The sequence below is a fragment of the Nocardioides rubriscoriae genome (genome assembly GCF_008087085.1).
GTDB lineage: Bacteria > Actinomycetota > Actinomycetes > Propionibacteriales > Nocardioidaceae > Nocardioides > Nocardioides rubriscoriae.
In genome coordinates this window covers 422,023-439,320 of the sequence record NZ_VIYJ01000005.1, presented here as the reverse complement: position 1 = coordinate 439,320, position 17,298 = coordinate 422,023, and the positions used below count along the sequence as shown (strand labels likewise).

The following is a 17,298-nucleotide window of genomic DNA, read 5'->3' as shown; positions in this document are numbered from 1 at the left end:
CGGTGCGCGGTCCTAGACTCGGAACCTGCACCCCCGGTCGCGCGTGATCGGGGGCCGCTCGTGTTGCCCCGCCCCATCCAGCCCCATCCAGCCCCATGCAGCCGGAGTCCCCGTGTCCCTCGCCGCCCTGGCCCAGCTCATCCTCGGCTCACCCGCGTACGCCGACCTCGCACGGCGCGCGACCGGGCCCGGCGACCGCGCCCTCGACCTGACCGGCCCGGCCGCGCTGCGCCCGTTCGTCGCCGCCGCGCTGGTGGGTGCGGGCCGCACGACGCTGGTGGTCACCGCGACCACCCGCGAGGCCGAGGAGCTGTCGGAGGAGCTCGGTGGCCTGGTCGGCCCCGAGGTCGTGGCCCACTACCCGAGCTGGGAGACGCTGCCCCACGAGCGGCTCAGCCCGCGCAGCGACACCGTCGGCAAGCGCCTCGCGGTGCTGCGCCGCCTGGCCCACCCGGGCAGTGACGCGACCAACGGCCCGCTCAAGGTCGTCGTGGCGCCGGTGCGCAGCCTGCTGCAGCCGCAGGTCAAGGGCCTGGCCGACCTGGCCCCGGTCGAGCTCGCGCTCGGCGACACGATGCCGCTCGACGACCTGGTCCGCAGCCTGGCCGATGCGGCCTACAGCCGGGTCGACCTGGTCGAGCGGCGCGGCGAGTTCGCGGTGCGCGGTGGCATCGTCGACGTCTTCCCGCCCACCGAGGAGCACCCCCTGCGCGTCGAGCTGTGGGGTGACGACGTCGAGGAGATCCGCACCTTCTCCGTCGCCGACCAGCGCACCCTCGACAAGGCCGAGCGGCTGTGGGCGCCGCCGTGCCGCGAGCTGCTGCTCACCGACGAGGTCCGCGCCCGCGCCGCCGAGCTCGGCCGCGCCCACCCGCAGCTGCTCGAGCTCACCGACAAGATCGCCGCCGGCATCGCCGCCGAGGGCATGGAGTCGCTGGCCCCCGTGCTGGTCGACGAGATGGAGCTGCTGGTCGACCTCTTCCCGACCGACGCGCACCTGCTCGTGCTCGACCCCGAGCGGGTCCGCTCCCGGGCCCACGACCTGGTGGCCACCAGCGACGAGTTCCTCGGGGCCAGCTGGGCCGCCGCGGCCGGGGGAGGAGTCGCCCCGATCGACCTCGGCGCGGCGTCCTACCGCTCGCTGGGCGACGTCCGCGAGCACGTCATCACCCGCGGCCAGTCCTGGTGGACGCTGAGCCCGTTCGGCCTCGACAGCGCCACCGACAGCGCACCCGGTGACGCCCCCGACACCGGCGACCGGCCCAGCGTCGCACTGCCCGCCACGCCGGCCCCGGCCTACCACGGCGACGTCGAGAAGGCCCTGGCCGACCTGGCCCACTGGCGCGAGGAGGCCTTCCAGGTCGTCGTGATCCACCCCGGCCACGGCCCGGCCCAGCGCATGGTCGAGCAGCTCGGCGAGCGCGACACCCCGGCCCGCCTGCAGGACGACGGCGACCTCGAGCCCGGCGTGGTCACCATCACCTGCGGCGCGATCACCCACGGCTTCGTCGACGAGGCCGCCCGGGTCGTGGTCGTCACCGGCGAGGACATCTCCGGCCAAAAGGCCTCCACGCGCGACATGCGCAAGATGCCCGCGCGCCGCAAGAAGCAGATCGACCCGCTCGAGCTCAAGGCCGGCGACTACGTCGTCCACGAGCAGCACGGCGTCGGCCGCTTCGTCGAGATGAAGCAGCGCGCCGTCCAGGGCGCGACCCGCGAGTACCTCGTCCTCGAGTACGGCGCGAGCAAGCGCGGCGCCCCGCCGGACCGCCTCTACGTCCCGGCCGACGCCCTCGACCAGGTCACCCGCTACGTCGGCGGTGAGCAGCCCAGCCTCGACCGCCTCGGCGGCGCCGACTGGACCAAGCGCAAGGCCCGGGCCCGCAAGGCGGTCCGCGAGATCGCCGCCGAGCTCATCAAGCTGTACGCCGCCCGCCAGGCCACCAAGGGCTACGCGTTCGGCCCCGACACCCCGTGGCAGCGCGAGCTCGAGGACGCCTTCCCGTTCACCGAGACCCCCGACCAGCTCACCACGGTCGAGGAGGTCAAGTCCGACATGCGCCAGGTCGTGCCGATGGACCGCCTCATCTGCGGCGACGTCGGCTACGGCAAGACCGAGATCGCGGTGCGCGCGGCGTTCAAGGCCGTCCAGGACGGCAAGCAGGTCTCGGTCCTGGTGCCGACGACGCTGCTGGTGACCCAGCACCTGTCGACGTTCGCCGAGCGGATGAGTGGCTTCCCGGTCAACATCAGGGCGCTGAGCCGCTTCCAGAGCGACAAGGAGGCCAAGGAGGTCGCCGCCGGTCTCGCCGACGGGTCCATCGACATCGTGGTCGGCACCCACCGCCTGCTCAACCCCGACATCCGCTTCAAGGACCTCGGGCTGATCATCGTCGACGAGGAGCAGCGCTTCGGCGTCGAGCACAAGGAGCAGATGAAGCGCATGCGCACCTCGGTCGACGTGCTCTCCATGAGCGCCACGCCGATCCCGCGCACCCTGGAGATGTCGATCACCGGCATCCGCGAGATGTCGACGATCACCACCCCGCCCGAGGAGCGCCACCCGGTGCTGACCTACGTCGGCGCCTACGAGGACCGCCAGGTCACCGCCGCCCTGCGCCGCGAGCTGCTGCGCGACGGCCAGGTCTTCTACATCCACAACCGGGTCAACTCGATCGAGAAGGCCGCCGCCAAGCTGCGCGAGCTCGTGCCCGAGGCGCGGGTCGCGACCGCCCACGGCCAGATGAACGAGAAGGCGCTCGAGCAGGTCATGCTCGACTTCTGGGAGAAGCGCTTCGACGTCCTGGTGTGCACCACCCTGGTCGAGTCGGGCCTGGACGTGTCCAACGCCAACACGATGATCATCGAGCGCGCCGACACCCTGGGCCTGTCCCAGCTCCACCAGCTGCGAGGCCGCGTCGGCCGTTCCCGCGAGCGGGCCTACGCCTACTTCCTGTACCCCAGCGAGAAGCCGCTGACCGAGACCGCCCACGAGCGCCTGGCCACCCTGGCGCAACACTCCGACCTCGGCGGCGGCATGGCGATCGCGATGAAGGACCTCGAGATCCGCGGCGCCGGCAACCTCCTGGGCGGCGAGCAGTCCGGCCACATCGCCGACGTCGGCTTCGACCTCTACGTCCGCCTGGTCGGCGAGGCCGTCAACGAGTTCAAGGGCGAGGTCGAGCCCGAGCTCAACGAGGTCCGCATCGAGCTGCCCGTCGACGCCCACCTGCCCCACGACTACATCGAGAGCGAGCGGCTGCGCCTGGAGATGTACCGCCGCCTGGCCGAGGTCCGCAGCGACGCCGACGTCGACGTGCTGGCCGAGGAGATGGTCGACCGCTACGGCGAGCCGCCGGTCGAGGTGGTGTGCCTGCAGCTGGTCGCCCGGTTCCGGGCCCGCGCCCGGCAGGCCGGCATCGGCGAGGTCACGATCGCCGGGCGCAACGTGCGCTTCGCGCCGGTGTCGCTGCCCGAGTCGCGCCAGGTGCGCCTGCAGCGGATGTACCCCAAGTCGATCATCAAGCAGGCGGCCGACACCGTGCTCGTCCCGCGACCCGGCACCCCGGGCAAGACCGGCACCCCGCTCGAGGGCGTCGCCCTGCTTGAATGGGCGCGAGGCGTGATCGACAGCGTCCTCGACCCGCAACCCGTCTCCACACCGTCGTAGGAGTTCTTGTCGTGAGCCTCACCCCTCGCCGCGCCGGCCTGGTCGCCCCGTTGCTCCTCGTCGGGCTCGCTCTCAACGGCTGCGGCGTGTCCGACGAGCAGGTCCGGCCGGGTGTGGCCGCCGACGTCGACGGTGAGCAGGTCTCGCTGTCCGAGGTCGACGAGTCGACCACGGCCGTGTGCGACTACCTCAGCTCCGCCGACCTCGCCGAGTTCAGCCCGTTCCCGCGCACCTACCAGCGCCAGGGCCTGGCCACCACCCGCATCCAGCAGATCGCCCTCGAGCACCTCGTCGACGAGCGCAAGCTGACCCTGCCGCCCAGCTACGGCGACGACGTCGCGTCGATCGAGGCCCAGTTCGCCGACTCCGGCGACGACCGTGACGTGCTGGTCGAGACCGGCACCGCCAACGCCTACGTCACCGCCGCGGCGATCGCCGTCGGCAACGCCGAGTACGCCGCCGACGGCGACCCCGCCGCCAGCACCGACGCGGCGCTGCAGCGCGGGCTGGTCGCGGCCGCGGCGTGGCTCAACGACCGCGAGGTCGACCTCAACCCCGTCCTCGGCATCAGCCTCACCAAGCAGGGCCTGGTGCCCACCGACGACGACCTGTCGGTCCCGGCCAGCGACCGCGCCAAGGCCGGCATCATCGCCGTCGACGACGCGGCCGCCAACGACAAGATCAACGCTCTCGTCGCCACGCTGCCGCGCGACCAGGTCTGCGGCGCCTGAGACACGCGGGCGACGCCGAGCGTGAGCGACGAGCCGCTCCTGGAGCTGCGTGAGGTGATGCGGCGCCTGCGCGCCGAGTGCCCCTGGAAGCGCGAGCAGACCCACCGCTCCCTGGTGCGCTACCTCGTCGAGGAGTTGCACGAGACGGTCGACGCCATCGAGTCCGGCACCCCTGACGACCTGCGCGAGGAGCTCGGCGACCTGCTGCTCCAGGTCTACTTCCACGCCGCCATCGCCGAGGAGACCGGTGCCTTCACCGTCGACGACGTGGCCGACGGCATCGTGGCCAAGATGCGGCGCCGCAACCCCCACGTCTTCGGCACCGCGGTCATCGAGGGCGGGGCCCAGGGCTCCGCGGCCGAGGTCAACGAGCTGTGGGAGTCGGTCAAGGCGACCGAGAAGCAGCGTGACTCCGTCACCGACGGCATCGCCCCCACGCTGCCGGCCCTGCTCTACGCCGACAAGGTGCTCGACCGGCTCGGCCGGGCCGGTCGGCGCCCACCCGTGGAGCCCGCCGACGGCATCGGCGATCGCCTGCTGGCGCTCGTGGCCGAGGCCCACGCCGCCGGGGCCGACCCCGAGCAGGAGCTGCGTGACGCCGTACGCCGGCTGCTCGAGCGGTCCTGACGGTCCGGTAGCGTGAGCCGACCCCTCGTCCCCGGCAGGAAGTACCCCCTCATGGCAGCGATCGAAGCCGTCGGCGCCCGCGAGATCCTCGACTCGCGCGGCAACCCCACCGTCGAGGTCGAGGTGGCCCTCGACGACGGGGCGTTCGCCCGGGCCGCCGTGCCCAGCGGCGCCTCCACCGGCGCGTTCGAGGCGGTCGAGCTGCGCGACGGCGGCACCCGCTACCTCGGCAAGGGCGTGGCCACCGCGGTCGACGCCGTGATCTCCAAGATCGGCCCGGCCCTCGAGGGCATGGCCGTCGACGACCAGCGCCTGATCGACCAGACGATGCTCGACCTCGACGGCACCCCCAACAAGGCCGAGCTCGGCGCCAACGCGATCCTCGGCGTCTCGCTGGCCGTGGCCCGTGCGGCCGCCGACTCCAGCGGCCTGCCGCTCTACCGCTACGTCGGCGGGCCCAACGCCCACGTGCTGCCGGTGCCGATGATGAACATCCTCAACGGCGGCTCCCACGCCGACTCCAACGTCGACGTCCAGGAGTTCATGATCGCGCCGATCGGCGCGCCGACCTTCCGCGAGGCGCTGCGCCAGGGCGCGGAGGTCTACCACGTGCTCAAGACGGTGCTGAAGAAGAAGGGCCTGGCCACCGGCCTGGGCGACGAGGGCGGCTTCGCGCCGAGCCTCGACTCCAACCGCGCCGCGCTCGACCTCATCGCCGAGGCGATCGGCGAGGCCGGCTACGAGCTCGGCACCGACTTCGCGCTCGCGCTCGACGTCGCGGCCTCGGAGTTCTGCACCGACGGGTCCTACTCCTTCGAGGGTGGGGCCAAGACCAGCGCCGAGATGACGGCCTACTACGCCGAGCTGTGCGGGGCCTACCCGATCGTCAGCATCGAGGACCCGCTCGACGAGGACGACTGGGACGGCTGGAAGGCGCTGACCGACCAGCTCGGCTCACAGATCCAGATCGTCGGCGACGACCTGTTCGTCACCAACGTCGAGCGGCTCCAGCGCGGCATCACCGGCGGCAACGCCAACGCCCTGCTGGTCAAGGTCAACCAGATCGGCTCGCTCACCGAGACCCTCGACTCCGTCGACCTCGCCCACCGCAACGGCTTGCGCTGCATGATGAGCCACCGCTCGGGCGAGACCGAGGACACCACGATCGCCGACCTCGCCGTGGCCACCAACTGCGGCCAGATCAAGACCGGGGCCCCCGCCCGCTCCGAGCGCGTCGCGAAGTACAACCAGCTGCTGCGCATCGAGGAGGAGCTCGGCGACGCGGCCCGTTATGCCGGAGCAGCCGCCTTCCCGCGTTTCGCGCGCTGATCCGGGCCCCGCTCGGGGGAGGATGGTCCCCATGTCCACGCCGGGATCGGGTCGCCGTACGTCGTCACGCGGGTCGCGACCCGCGGGACGCAGCGGTCCCGGGCGCACGACCCGCCAGGGTCGGCCCCGGGCCGCGGCGGCCCGGCCGCAGGCCCCGGCCCGCACCGAGCCGCGGGCGCGGCTGACCAGCCGGGCCGCGATCCTGGTGCTGATCGTGGCGCTGCTCGCGGTGTCGGCCTCCTCGCTGGCCCGCGCCTACCTGCAGCAGCGCCACCACCTCGACGACGTCCAGGCCCGCATCACCGCCAGCGAGTCGGCGATCGAGCGGCTCGAGGACGAGAAGTCCCGCCTCGACGACCCCGCCTACGTCGAGCAGCAGGCGCGCGAGCTCGGCTTCGTCCGGCCCGGCGAGAAGCCGTTCGTCGTCCTCGACGGCGGCGACCCGCTCGACGTCGAGTCGACGCTGAGCGACCCCAGCACCGTCGACCCGGCCGAGCCCCGGGCCTGGTGGGACGACGCCTGGGGCACCATGAAGGTCGCGGGCAACCCGCCGCGACGCACCGACCCGCTGCCCCAGACCAAGATCACCGATCCCGAGGGGGCGCCGACCGACGAGCCGACCGACCAGGACAGCGAGTGACCGCGTGATCGACCCGACCGACGAGGCCGCGATCCACGCCCAGCTCGGCCGGCCCCCGCGCGCCATCCACGGCATCGGCCACCGCTGCCCGTGCGGCAACCCCGACGTCGTCACCACCGAGCCCCGGCTGCCCGACGGCGACCCGTTCCCGACGACCTTCTACCTCACCTGCCCCCGCGCGGCCTCGCTCATCGGCACCCTCGAGGGCGGTGGGGTGATGAAGGAGATGCAGGCGCGCCTGGCCGACGACCCCGAGCTCGCTGTCGCCTACCGCGCGGCCCACGACGCCTACCTCGCGTTCCGCGCCACCCTCGGCGACGTGCCCGAGATCGACGGCGTCTCGGCCGGCGGCATGCCCGACCGCGTCAAGTGCCTCCACGTCCTGGCCGGGCACGCGCTCGCCGCGGGCCCGGGTGTCAACCCGCTCGGTGACGAGGTGCTCGAGCGGCTGGGGGAGTGGTGGGCCAGCGGCCCGTGCGTCACCCCCGCGCCCCTCGATGACTGAGCTCGTCGCCGCGATCGACTGCGGCACCAACACCGTCAAGCTGCTCGTCACCGGGCCCGGGGGCGAGCGGGTCCGCGAGATGCGGATGGTGCGCCTCGGTGAGGGCGTCGACCGCACCGGTCGGCTGTCCGACGAGGCCCTGGCCCGCACCTTCGCCGCCCTCGACGAGTACGCCGCGCTGCTGCACGCGCACGGCGTGCCGCCGCAGCGGGTGAGGTTCTGCGCGACCTCGGCGAGCCGTGACGCCGCCAACGCCGACGTCTTCACGGCCGGGGTGCGCGAGCGGCTCGGGGTCCAGCCCGAGGTCGTCACCGGGGCCGAGGAGGCGGCGCTCGCCTACGGTGGCGCGGTCGCCCACCTGCGCGCCGCCCCCGCCTACCCCGTGCTCGTCGTCGACGTCGGCGGCGGCTCGACCGAGCTGGTCCTGGGCGGGCCCGACGGCCCGACCGTGGCCCACTCGATGGACATCGGCTCGGTGCGCCTGCACGAGCGACACCTCCACGGCGACCCGCCGACGCCTGCCGAGGTCGCGGCGGTCCTGGCCGACGTCGACCGGGCCCTCGACGGCTGCCCCGTCGACCCTGCGGCCGCCGCGACCGTGGTCGGCGTCGCCGGCACCGTGACCACCCTCGCGGCCGGGGTGCTCGGCCTGGCGGCGTACGACCGGGCGGCGATCGACCAGGCCGTGCTGACCACCGCCGACGTGCAGGACCTCGTCGACCGGCTGGTCGCGATGCCCCGCGCCGCGCGGCTCGCCCTGCCCTGGCTGCACCCGGGGCGTGCCGACGTCATCGACGCCGGTGGGCTGATCCTGGGCCGGGTGCTCGAGCGCAGCGGTGCGACGTCACTGGTCGTCTCGGAGTCCGACATCCTCGACGGCATCGCCGCCTCGCTGCAGGGCTGACGGCGCTGCGGCGGCCGGGGCCGCCGCGACCGCCGCCACCGCCGGCTGGGCGATGCGCGCCACCAGGGCGCGCTGCACCGCGACCGGGTCGTGCGGGTGGTCGTCGTGCGCGGCCCGCCCTCCGTAGATCCGCACCGCGACGAGCACCGCGCCCGTCATCAGCACCAGGAACGCCATCAGGCCGACCATCCAGGCCGCCGACTCCGTCATCCGCATGTCCATGTGAGACCTCCTCGTTGTGTCGACGGTAGGACCGTCCGGCCCGTCAAGACCTCACGAAGCGGTGACGTCGGCAGACTGGGCCCGTGCCCGCCCGACCCGCTGACCTCCCCGCGCTCGACGCGCGCATCGTCGCGTGCCGGCGCTGTCCGCGCCTGGTGCGCTGGCGCGAGCAGGTCGCGCGCGACAAGCGGGCGGCGTACGCCGGCGAGACCTACTGGGGTCGGCCCGTGCCCGGCTTCGGGGTCGCGACACCGCAGGTGCTCGTCGTCGGGCTCGCCCCGGCGGCGCACGGGGCCAACCGCACGGGCCGGATGTTCACCGGGGACCGCTCCGGCGACTGGCTCTTTGCCTCGATGCACCGCGTCGGGATGGCCAACCAGCCCACCAGCGTGAGCGCCGACGACGGCCTCGCGCTGATCGGCACCCGGGTGGTGGCCGCCGTACGGTGCGCGCCGCCCGACAACAAGCCGACCACCGACGAGAAGGCCCGTTGCGCGACCTGGCTCGACGCCGAGCTCGCCCTGGTCGCCCCGTCCGTGCGCTGCGTGGTGGCCCTCGGCTCGATCGGCTGGGACGCCGCCCTCGCCGCCTGCCGTCGGGCCGGATGGGACGTGCCGCGGCCCAAGCCGCGCTTCGGGCACGGTGCCGAGGCCGTGCTCGGCGCCCCGCACGGCGACGTGCTGCTGCTCGGCAGCTACCACCCCAGCCAGCAGAACACCTTCACCGGCAGGCTGACCGAGCCCATGCTCGACGCCGTGCTCGGTCGTGCTGCTGCGATGATCACCGGGTGAGCCACACCCCGACCCACCCGTCGACCCACCCGTCGACCCTGCACGCCGTGACCGTCCTGGGCCACGACCGGCCCGGCATCATCGCCGAGACCACCGAGCGCCTCGCCGGTCTCGGGCTCAACCTCGAGGACTCGACGATGACCCTGCTGCGCGGGCACTTCGCGATGATGCTGGTCGTGGCGGGCGACGTCGCCGACGAGACCATCCGGGCCGCGCTCGAGCCGCTGGCCGCCGACGGCACGCTGTCGGTCACGGTCCGCGAGGTCCCCGTCGAGGAGACCGCCGTTGTCGCGGGCACGTCCTGGGTGCTCACCGTGCACGGCGGCGACCGCCCCGGCATCGTCTCGGCCGTCGTCGCCGAGGTCGCGCGCGTCGGGGGCAACATCACCGACCTCACCACCCGGCTCGCCGGCGACCTCTACCTGCTCGTCGCCGAGATCGCCCTGCCCGTGGACGCCGACGAGACCGGGCTCGAGGCCGCGATCACCTCGGCGGCCGCGACCCTCGGGGTCGGGGCGTCGCTGCGCCCTGCCGACGCCGACGCCCTGTGAACGAGCGTCTCGCCGCCTGGACCGAGGCCGAGCTCGGGGTCGAGGGTCGCGTGCTCGACGTCGTCCGGGCTCCGGCGCCGGTGCTGTCCACCCCCGGCGGCGCCGTCGACCCGACCTCGCCGGAGGTCGTTCAGCTCGCCGCCGACCTGGTGGCCACCATGCGGGTCAGCCCGGGCTGCGTCGGGCTCGCCGCCCCCCAGGTGGGGGTCGGGGCCACCGTCTTCTGCGTCGACGTCTCGGAGCACCCCAAGACCCGCGGGCACCACGGCACCTTCGTGCTCTGCAACGCCGAGGTCGTCGAGTCCTCCCGCAACGAGCGCGCGCGCGAGGGCTGCATGAGCGTGCCCGACCTCACCGGTGACGTGAAGCGCGCCTCCCGGCTGGTGGTGCGCGGCGTGCTGCCCGGCACCGGCGAGCACGTCGAGGTCGAGGCGGTCGCGTTCGAGGCGCGTGCCCTGCAGCACGAGATCGACCACTGTGCGGGGCTGCTCTTCCTCGACCGCGTCGCCGGTGCCCACGCCGTCTACGCTCGCCAGACCTACCTCTAGCTCGCCCCAGCTCACGCAGAGCACGCCCCCGTATCCCAATCGGCAGAGGAAGCGGTCTTAAAAACCGCGCAGTGTGGGTTCGAGCCCCACCGGGGGCACCACCTCCCACGGGCCGGTCCTTGCCTTCAGGTCGACCTGAGGTGCCAGGCTGGACCCATGAGCCACGAGCACCGGCACGAGCACGGGACCGACTCGCAGGACCCGGCGGACCTGCGCCACATGTTCACCGCCGAGTTCTGGGACGAGCGCTACGCGGGCTCCGACCGGGTCTGGTCGGGCCACCCCAACGCCGCCCTCGTCGAGGAGGTCGACGGCCTCGCGCCCGCGACCGCGGTCGACGTCGGCTGCGGCGAGGGGGCCGACGTCGTGTGGCTGGCCTCGCGCGGCTGGAAGGTGACCGGTGTCGACGTCTCCGGCGTCGCGCTGGCCAAGGCGGCCGAGCACGCGGCCCGGGCGGGCGTGGCCGACCGCACGTCGTGGCAGCGCGCCGACGTCTTCGCGCTGGACCCCCTGCCCGTCGGTGACCTCGTGACGGCGTCGTACGTGCACGTGCCGCCCGACCTCTTCGCCGCCGTCTACGGCCACGTCGCCGCGTCGGTGGCGCCCGGCGGCACCCTGGTCGTGCTCGCCCACCACCCCGACGACCAGCACACCGGCCTGCGCAACAGCGACCTCACGCACCTGCTCTTCACCCCCGAGGCGGTCACGGCCCTGCTCGACCCCGCCGACTGGGAGGTCGTGACCTCGCGCGTGCTGACGCGCGAGCACGTCCACGAGGGCACCAGCCACCAGGTCAGCGACACGGTCGTGCGCGCCGTACGCCGATCATGAGAGGACACTGAGACTGAGCAGGTCCTGGAACTAAAGGACCCCCGCAGCACGTTCGCACAGGTGAGGGGCCGACTAGAATGGGTCCCATCACCAAGGTGAGCCGTCACATCGACGGTCATCAGGCCTCCAAGGAGGAGACCATGCAGAGCAACAACCCGGTGTTCCGTCGCTCGGAGGAGTTCAACCGCGCAGGCGGAGCCGCTCAGACCCAGACCTACGCCGGCTACGGCCAGCCCTCGCAGTGGGGGACCGGCCAGCCCGGTGGTCCGCTCGGCTACGACGACACCCGCCCGGGCACCACCCGCGGCGGCGCCATGACGATCGACACGGTCGTGCAGACGACCTCGATCACCCTCGGCGTCGTGTTCGTCGCGGCCTTCACGACCTGGTTCCTGACGCCCGCCGTGACCGACACCAGCTCGGTGTCGACCATCTACGGCGTCGCGATCTTCGGCAGCGTGCTCGCCTTCGTGCTGTCGCTGGTCAACTCGTTCAAGCGAGTCATCAGCCCGCCGCTGGTCCTGGCGTTCGCCGCCTTCGAGGGTGTCGCCCTCGGCGGCATCAGCAAGGTGTTCGACGCCTACTTCGGTGACTCGATCGTCATCCACGCCGTCCTCGGCACGTTCGCCGCGTTCGCCGGCACCCTGGCCGCCTACAAGTTCTTCAACATCCAGGTCGGCCAGAAGTTCCGGACCTTCGTGGTCGCGGCCGTCTTCGGCATGATCGGTCTCAGCCTGCTCGAGCTCGTCCTGGGCCTCTTCGGCGCCCAGATGGGCCTGTACGGCATGGGCGGCATGGGCGCGCTCTTCGCCGTCGTCGGCCTCGTGCTCGGTGTGTTCATGCTGATCATGGACTTCGACTTCGTCGAGCAGGGCATCCGCAACGGGCTCCCGCAGAGCGAGTCGTGGCGCGCGTCGTTCGCGATGACCGTCAGCCTGGTCTGGATCTACACCAACCTGCTGCGCCTGCTCGCGATCTTCGGCGACAACTGATCCACCTGACAGACGGGCCGCCCCGCCCCGACGTCGGCGCGTGACGCAAGGCCCCGTGGCTCCGGCCGCGGGGCCTTCGTCGTCCCACCCCCCGCCGACCCGTCGCGTAGTTGCGACGGGTCGACGAGAGACGTCGCCGACCCGTCGCGTAGTTGCGACGGGTCGGCCACGTTCGTCGGTGACCCGTCGCGTAGTTGCGACGGGTGGGCCTAGCCGGCGACCTCTTCGAGCTCGGGGGCGGTGCCCTCGGTCTGGGGACGGCGGCGGCGGTGACGCAGCTCGACCCAGCGCCCGCGTACGCCGTGGCGGCTGCCGGCGACCTCGGTGCCGTCGAGCTCGGTGCCGGGCTCGTTGACCGCCGCGACCGCCGCGCGGGTCACGGGCAGCACGCCCTCGCCGCGACGGGTCTCGGGACGGGCCTCGTCGTCGGGGCCCAGGCCGAGGCTGGCCAGCAGCGAGGGCAGCAGGATCCGCGACAGCGCGCGGTAGCCCTCGACCGACGGGTGGAACTGGTCGGGCCCGAAGAGGATCGCCGGGGCCGCGGCGAACTCGGGGCCGAGCACCGAGCCGAGCGAGACCGTGCGCCCGCCCTGCTGGATGACCGCGATGGTCTGGGCCGCGGCGAGGCGGCGCGACCAGGCGCGCGCGACCTGCTTGAGCGGGGGCGCGATCGGCTTGACCGTGCCGAGGTCGGGGCAGGTGCCGACGACGACCTCGACGCCGGCCTCGCGCAGGCGGCGCACGCCCTCGGAGAGGTGCTGCACCGACTGGCTCGGCAAGGTCTTGTGGGTGACGTCGTTGGCGCCGATGAGGATGAGCGCGACGTCGGGCTCGATCGGCAGGGCGCGGTCGATCTGGGCGTCGAGGTCGGCGGAGACCGCCCCGACCTTGCAGAAGGCGCGCAGGTATACCCGTCGGTCGCCCTGCTCGGCGACGCCGCAGCCCAGCAGGGCGCCCGGGGTGTCCTCGACCCGGTCGACGCCGTAGCCGCAGGCACTGGAGTCGCCCAGCAACGCGATCTTGACCGCCGGGCCGGGGCGACCCCGGCCGTACCAGCCGGTCGCGTCGGGCACCGGGTCGGGCAACGGGTCACCGATCACCTTGCGGGCGATCTTGGCCTCGGCGGTCAGGACGCCGTAGAGACCGGCGCCGATCAGCGAGAGCCCGCCCCCGCCGAGGGCCGCGGCAGAGGCCAGCTTGCGTGCTGCGGCGACCTTCCCCATGCCTGCGATCCTACGAACTGGTGCGTCTCGGTCTAGTTTGTGGGTGTGGAGTACGTGAACTCGGTCCTTGACCTCATCGGCAACACCCCTCTGGTGCGCCTGTCGCGCACCCTCGACCTGCCGGGCGACGAGCCGCTCGTCCTGGCCAAGGTCGAGTACCTCAACCCCGGCGGGTCCATCAAGGACCGGATCGCGACCCGGATGATCGAGGCGGCCGAGGCCTCCGGCGCCCTGCAGCCCGGCGGCACGATCGTCGAGCCGACCTCGGGCAACACCGGTGTCGGCCTGGCGATGGTGGCCCAGCAGAAGGGCTACCAGTGCGTCTTCGTGTGCCCCGACAAGGTCAGCGAGGACAAGCGCAACGTGCTCAAGGCCTACGGCGCCGAGGTGGTCGTCTGCCCGACCGCCGTCGCGCCCGAGCACCCCGACTCCTACTACAACGTCTCCGACCGCCTGGCCTCCCAGCCGGGCGCGTGGAAGCCCGACCAGTACTCCAACCCGCACAACCCGCGCTCGCACTACGAGACCACCGGCCCGGAGATCTGGGCCCAGACCGAGGGCCGGATCACCCACTTCGTGGCCGGCATGGGCACCGGCGGCACGATCAGCGGCGTCGGGCGCTACCTCAAGGAGCAGAACCCGGCGATCCAGGTGATCGGGGCCGACCCGGCCGGCTCGGTCTACTCCGGCGGCACCGGCCGCCCCTACCTCGTCGAGGGCGTCGGCGAGGACTTCTGGCCCGAGACCTACGACCGCTCGGTCGCCGACCGGGTCATCGAGGTCAGCGACGCCGACTCCTTCGCCTTCACCCGCCGCCTGGCCCGCGAGGAGGCCCTGCTGGTCGGTGGCTCCTGCGGCATGGCGGCCTTCGCCGCGAGGAAGCTGGCCCACGAGCTGGCCGGCACCCCCGAGGGCAAGGACGCCGTGATCGTGGTGATCCTGCCCGACTCGGGACGCGGCTACCTCACCAAGATCTTCAACGACGACTGGCTGTCGACCTACGGCTTCGCCACCGGCGCCCCGGCCGCCGCACGCACCGTCGGCCAGGTCCTGCGCGGCAAGTCCGGCCGGCTGCCCGACCTCGTGCACACCCACCCCAGCGAGACCGTGGCCGAGGCCATCGCGATCCTGCAGGAGTACGGCGTCTCGCAGATGCCCGTGGTGCGCGCCGAGCCCCCGATCGTCGCCGCCGAGGTGGCCGGCTCCGTCTCCGACCGCGGCCTGCTCGACGCCCTCTTCGCCGGCCACGCCAAGCTCACCGACCCGGTCGAGGACCACATGTCGCCGCCGCTGGCGACGATCGGCTCCACCGAGGCCGCCTCGGACGCCGTGGCGCTGCTCGAGAACGGCGACGCCGTGCTGGTCCAGGAGGACGGCAAGCCGGTGGGCGTGCTGACCCGGCAGGACCTGCTGGCCTTCCTGTCGCTGTGACGGCCCTCGGGGCCGGCCACCGTCGTCGGTGTCACCCAACCGTGGCCGCGACGTAGGGCGGGCGTGGCCGCGACGTGGAGCAGCCGAGCAGGACCGGATCCTAGAGTTGTCCACGTCGACGCACGTCGTCCGACATCGGTAGGACCTGTTCGGCGCATCTGGGGGGATACGCCTTGAGCAGGTCCTCCTGTCATTTCTCGACCCAGCTGTCGACGGGGTCGACCGGACGACAGCGAGAACACGTTCTAGTTCTGCGGTAGCCTGCGATGGTGAGCACCACCACCCCGGCCGTCGACGGCTGGTTCACCACCGGCGACGAGCCCACGCTCCTCGCCTCGCGGTGCACCACCTGCGGCGACGTCGTCTTCCCGCCCGCCCCCGATCCCGCCGCCGCCTTCTGCCGCAACCCGCGCTGCGACGGCGACACGGTCGAGACCACCGCGCTCTCGCGGCGGGGGACCGTGTGGTCCTACACCGACGCGCAGTACCAGCCGCCCGAGCCGTTCGTGCCCCCGCAGGCCGAGGGGGCGGCGTACGAGCCGTTCGCGCTGGCCGCGGTCGAGCTGCCCGAGGGCATCGTGGTCCTCGGCCAGGTCGCGCAGGGCTACGGCGTCGCCGACCTGCGGGTCGGCGCCGAGGCCGAGCTCGTGGTCGAGACGCTCCACACCGACGAGACCGGCGACCGCACGATCTGGCGCTGGAAGCCGGTCGTCGAGATGGGCGAGGAGGCCGACCAGTGAGCAGCAGCAACGGGGTCGTCGTCGCCGGCGTCGGCATGCACCCGTGGGGCAAGTGGGGCAGGAGCTTCGTCCAGTACGGCGTGCATGCGGCCCGTGCCGCGCTCGCCGACGCCGGGGTCGCGTGGGACGACGTCGAGCTCGTCGTCGGCGGCGAGACCGTGCGCAACGGCTACGCCGGCTACGTCGCGGGGTCGACCTTCGCCCAGGCCCTCGGCTGGAACGGATCTCGCGTCGCCACGTCGTACGCCGCCTGCGCGACGGGCGCCCAGGCCATCGACACTGCCCGGGCGCGCATCATGGCCGGGCTGTGCGAGGTCGCGCTGGTCGTCGGCGCCGACACCACGCCCAAGGGCTTCCTCAAGCCCAACGCGGGGGAGCGGTGGGACGACCCCGACTGGCTGCGCTTCCGGCTGCTCGGCATGACCAACCCGATGTACTTCGCGCTCTACGCGCGCCGTCGGATGGACCTGCACGGCGCCACCCAGGAGGACTTCGCGGCGGTCAAGGTCAAGAACGCCCGCCACGGGCTGGCCAACCCGCACGCGCGCTTCCGCAAGGAGGTCTCGGTCGCCGACGTCCTGGCCTCGCCCGTGGTCAGCGACCCGCTGCACCTGCTCGACATCTGCGCGACCTCCGACGGTGCGGCCGCGGTGGTGCTCGTCAGCGAGGCGTACGCCGCCCGTCTGGGTCTGAGCGAGCCGGTGCGGGTCGCCGCGGTGTCGACGGTGACGCCGACCTTCCCCAACACCGTGATGGACATGCCGATGCTGGCGACCGACTCGACGGCCGCCGTCGGCGTGGGTGAGCTGACCTTCAAGCAGTCGATCGCCGTGGCGGCGTACGAGGAGGCCGGCATCGGCCCCGACGACGTCGACGTCGCCGAGGTCTACGACCTGTCGACCGCCCTCGAGCTCGACTGGATCGAGGACCTCCAGCTCTGCAAGCCCGGCGAGGCCGAGGCCCTGCTGCGCGCCGGCGACACCACCATCGGCGGTCGGATCCCGGTCAACCCGTCCGGCGGGCTCGCCTGCTTCGGCGAGGCCGTGCCCGCGCAGGCGCTGGCCCAGGTCTGCGAGCTCACCTGGCAGCTGCGCGGCCAGGCCACCGGCCGCCAGGTCGAGGGCGCCCGGGTCGGCATCAGCGCCAACCAGGGGCTCTTCGGGCACGGGTCGTCGGTGCTGCTCGCGCGCTGAGCGGGTGGACCTGGCGCTCGTCAGGGCCGCACTCGGGGCGGCAAGGGGGGCGGATCCCGCTCGCGGCCGGTGCGGGCGGTGAGTGAGCCACGCTCTTCCATGCCAACCTTGATGCAGAAGGTGGCTCACCCACCGCTGGGGTGTCAGGCGGGACAGCTCGGCCTCGCGGCGGTGAGCCAGCCACCTTTCCGGGGGCTGTTGTCGCCGCAGAAGGTGGCTGACGCACCGCGGCGGCACACCGCACCGGGGGCGGCACCTGAGCGCGTGCCCGCTCGTGCAAGAACATGCCCAACGGACCCTCGCGCGCGGCCAGTAGAGGTCGCCGAGCGCGAGTCGGACTCGTACGGTTCCGTTGTGCACGTCCTTCTAC

17 protein-coding genes and 1 tRNA gene are annotated in these 17,298 nt (G+C 73.0%); 16 read left to right on the top strand and 2 right to left on the bottom strand.

Features of this window, described 5'->3' with window-relative positions; all coding sequences use genetic code 11:
- Window positions 1-112: 112 nt before the first annotated feature.
- Genes mfd through FZC61_RS11630 form a run of 7 tightly spaced genes read left to right on the top strand, consistent with a single transcriptional unit; the run spans window position 113 to window position 8,406 of the window.
- Window positions 113-3,670 (top strand): transcription-repair coupling factor, encoded by a 3,558-nt coding sequence (gene mfd, locus FZC61_RS11660; protein ID WP_148614325.1) that lies wholly within the window; start codon window positions 113-115, stop codon window positions 3,668-3,670.
- Window positions 3,671-3,681: 11 nt separating this feature from the next.
- Window positions 3,682-4,401, top strand: coding sequence for a hypothetical protein (locus FZC61_RS11655; protein ID WP_148614324.1), 720 nt, complete (start codon window positions 3,682-3,684; stop codon window positions 4,399-4,401).
- Window positions 4,402-4,422: 21 nt separating this feature from the next.
- Window positions 4,423-5,028, top strand: a complete 606-nt coding sequence (locus FZC61_RS11650; RefSeq protein WP_425465818.1) for a nucleoside triphosphate pyrophosphohydrolase — start codon at window positions 4,423-4,425, stop codon at window positions 5,026-5,028.
- A gap of 51 nt (window positions 5,029-5,079) precedes the next feature.
- Window positions 5,080-6,357: a phosphopyruvate hydratase gene (gene eno, locus FZC61_RS11645; protein WP_148614323.1), complete on the top strand. Its 1,278-nt coding sequence runs from the start codon at window positions 5,080-5,082 to the stop codon at window positions 6,355-6,357.
- 31 nt (window positions 6,358-6,388) lie between these two features.
- Window positions 6,389-6,997, top strand: coding sequence for an FtsB family cell division protein (locus tag FZC61_RS11640; protein ID WP_148614322.1), 609 nt, complete (start codon window positions 6,389-6,391; stop codon window positions 6,995-6,997).
- 4 nt (window positions 6,998-7,001) lie between these two features.
- Window positions 7,002-7,502 (top strand): DUF501 domain-containing protein, encoded by a 501-nt coding sequence (locus FZC61_RS11635; RefSeq protein WP_148614321.1) that lies wholly within the window; start codon window positions 7,002-7,004, stop codon window positions 7,500-7,502.
- On the top strand, window positions 7,495-8,406 hold the full coding sequence (locus FZC61_RS11630; RefSeq protein WP_148614320.1) for a Ppx/GppA phosphatase family protein: 912 nt from the start codon (window positions 7,495-7,497) through the stop codon (window positions 8,404-8,406). Before FZC61_RS11635 ends, FZC61_RS11630 begins: the two co-directional genes overlap by 8 nt.
- Here FZC61_RS11630 and FZC61_RS11625 read toward each other — a convergent pair.
- Complete coding sequence (locus FZC61_RS11625; protein ID WP_148614319.1) at window positions 8,347-8,628, bottom strand: hypothetical protein; 282 nt, start codon at window positions 8,626-8,628, stop codon at window positions 8,347-8,349. The genes FZC61_RS11630 and FZC61_RS11625 overlap by 60 nt on opposite strands.
- Window positions 8,629-8,711: 83 nt before the next feature.
- Here FZC61_RS11625 and FZC61_RS11620 point away from each other — a divergent pair, with 83 nt between their 5' ends.
- The 6 genes from FZC61_RS11620 to FZC61_RS11595 all read left to right on the top strand — a co-directional run bounded on the left by FZC61_RS11620 (window position 8,712) and on the right by FZC61_RS11595 (window position 12,341).
- Window positions 8,712-9,419 carry a uracil-DNA glycosylase gene (locus FZC61_RS11620; protein ID WP_148614318.1) on the top strand — a complete coding sequence of 236 codons (708 nt, stop codon included), beginning with the start codon at window positions 8,712-8,714 and terminating at the stop codon, window positions 9,417-9,419.
- Window positions 9,416-9,970, top strand: coding sequence for a glycine cleavage system transcriptional repressor (locus tag FZC61_RS11615; protein WP_211357213.1), 555 nt, complete (start codon window positions 9,416-9,418; stop codon window positions 9,968-9,970). Before FZC61_RS11620 ends, FZC61_RS11615 begins: the two co-directional genes overlap by 4 nt.
- Window positions 9,967-10,518, top strand: a complete 552-nt coding sequence (locus FZC61_RS11610) for a peptide deformylase (RefSeq protein ID WP_148614317.1) — start codon at window positions 9,967-9,969, stop codon at window positions 10,516-10,518. Before FZC61_RS11615 ends, FZC61_RS11610 begins: the two co-directional genes overlap by 4 nt.
- A gap of 24 nt (window positions 10,519-10,542) precedes the next feature.
- Window positions 10,543-10,619 (top strand) — tRNA-Leu (locus FZC61_RS11605).
- 55 nt (window positions 10,620-10,674) lie between these two features.
- The gene (locus FZC61_RS11600) at window positions 10,675-11,349 is read left to right on the top strand and encodes a class I SAM-dependent methyltransferase (protein ID WP_211357212.1); all 675 of its coding nucleotides are present in this window, start codon (window positions 10,675-10,677) and stop codon (window positions 11,347-11,349) included.
- Between the two features lie 95 nt (window positions 11,350-11,444).
- On the top strand, window positions 11,445-12,341 hold the full coding sequence (locus FZC61_RS11595; RefSeq protein ID WP_246142640.1) for a Bax inhibitor-1/YccA family protein: 897 nt from the start codon (window positions 11,445-11,447) through the stop codon (window positions 12,339-12,341).
- A gap of 209 nt (window positions 12,342-12,550) precedes the next feature.
- Here FZC61_RS11595 and FZC61_RS11590 read toward each other — a convergent pair whose 3' ends face one another.
- Window positions 12,551-13,564, bottom strand: a complete 1,014-nt coding sequence (locus FZC61_RS11590) for an SGNH/GDSL hydrolase family protein (RefSeq protein ID WP_148614316.1) — start codon at window positions 13,562-13,564, stop codon at window positions 12,551-12,553.
- A 45-nt stretch (window positions 13,565-13,609) separates the two neighbouring features.
- On the opposite strand from FZC61_RS11590, the gene FZC61_RS11585 reads away from it, so the two are divergent.
- From FZC61_RS11585 to FZC61_RS11575, 3 genes are all read left to right on the top strand, one after another.
- Window positions 13,610-14,995: a cystathionine beta-synthase gene (locus tag FZC61_RS11585; protein ID WP_148614315.1), complete on the top strand. Its 1,386-nt coding sequence runs from the start codon at window positions 13,610-13,612 to the stop codon at window positions 14,993-14,995.
- A gap of 266 nt (window positions 14,996-15,261) precedes the next feature.
- Window positions 15,262-15,735, top strand: coding sequence for a Zn-ribbon domain-containing OB-fold protein (locus tag FZC61_RS11580; RefSeq protein ID WP_148614314.1), 474 nt, complete (start codon window positions 15,262-15,264; stop codon window positions 15,733-15,735).
- Window positions 15,732-16,928 carry a lipid-transfer protein gene (locus FZC61_RS11575; protein ID WP_148614313.1) on the top strand — a complete coding sequence of 399 codons (1,197 nt, stop codon included), beginning with the start codon at window positions 15,732-15,734 and terminating at the stop codon, window positions 16,926-16,928. Before FZC61_RS11580 ends, FZC61_RS11575 begins: the two co-directional genes overlap by 4 nt.
- Window positions 16,929-17,298: the final 370 nt, after the last annotated feature.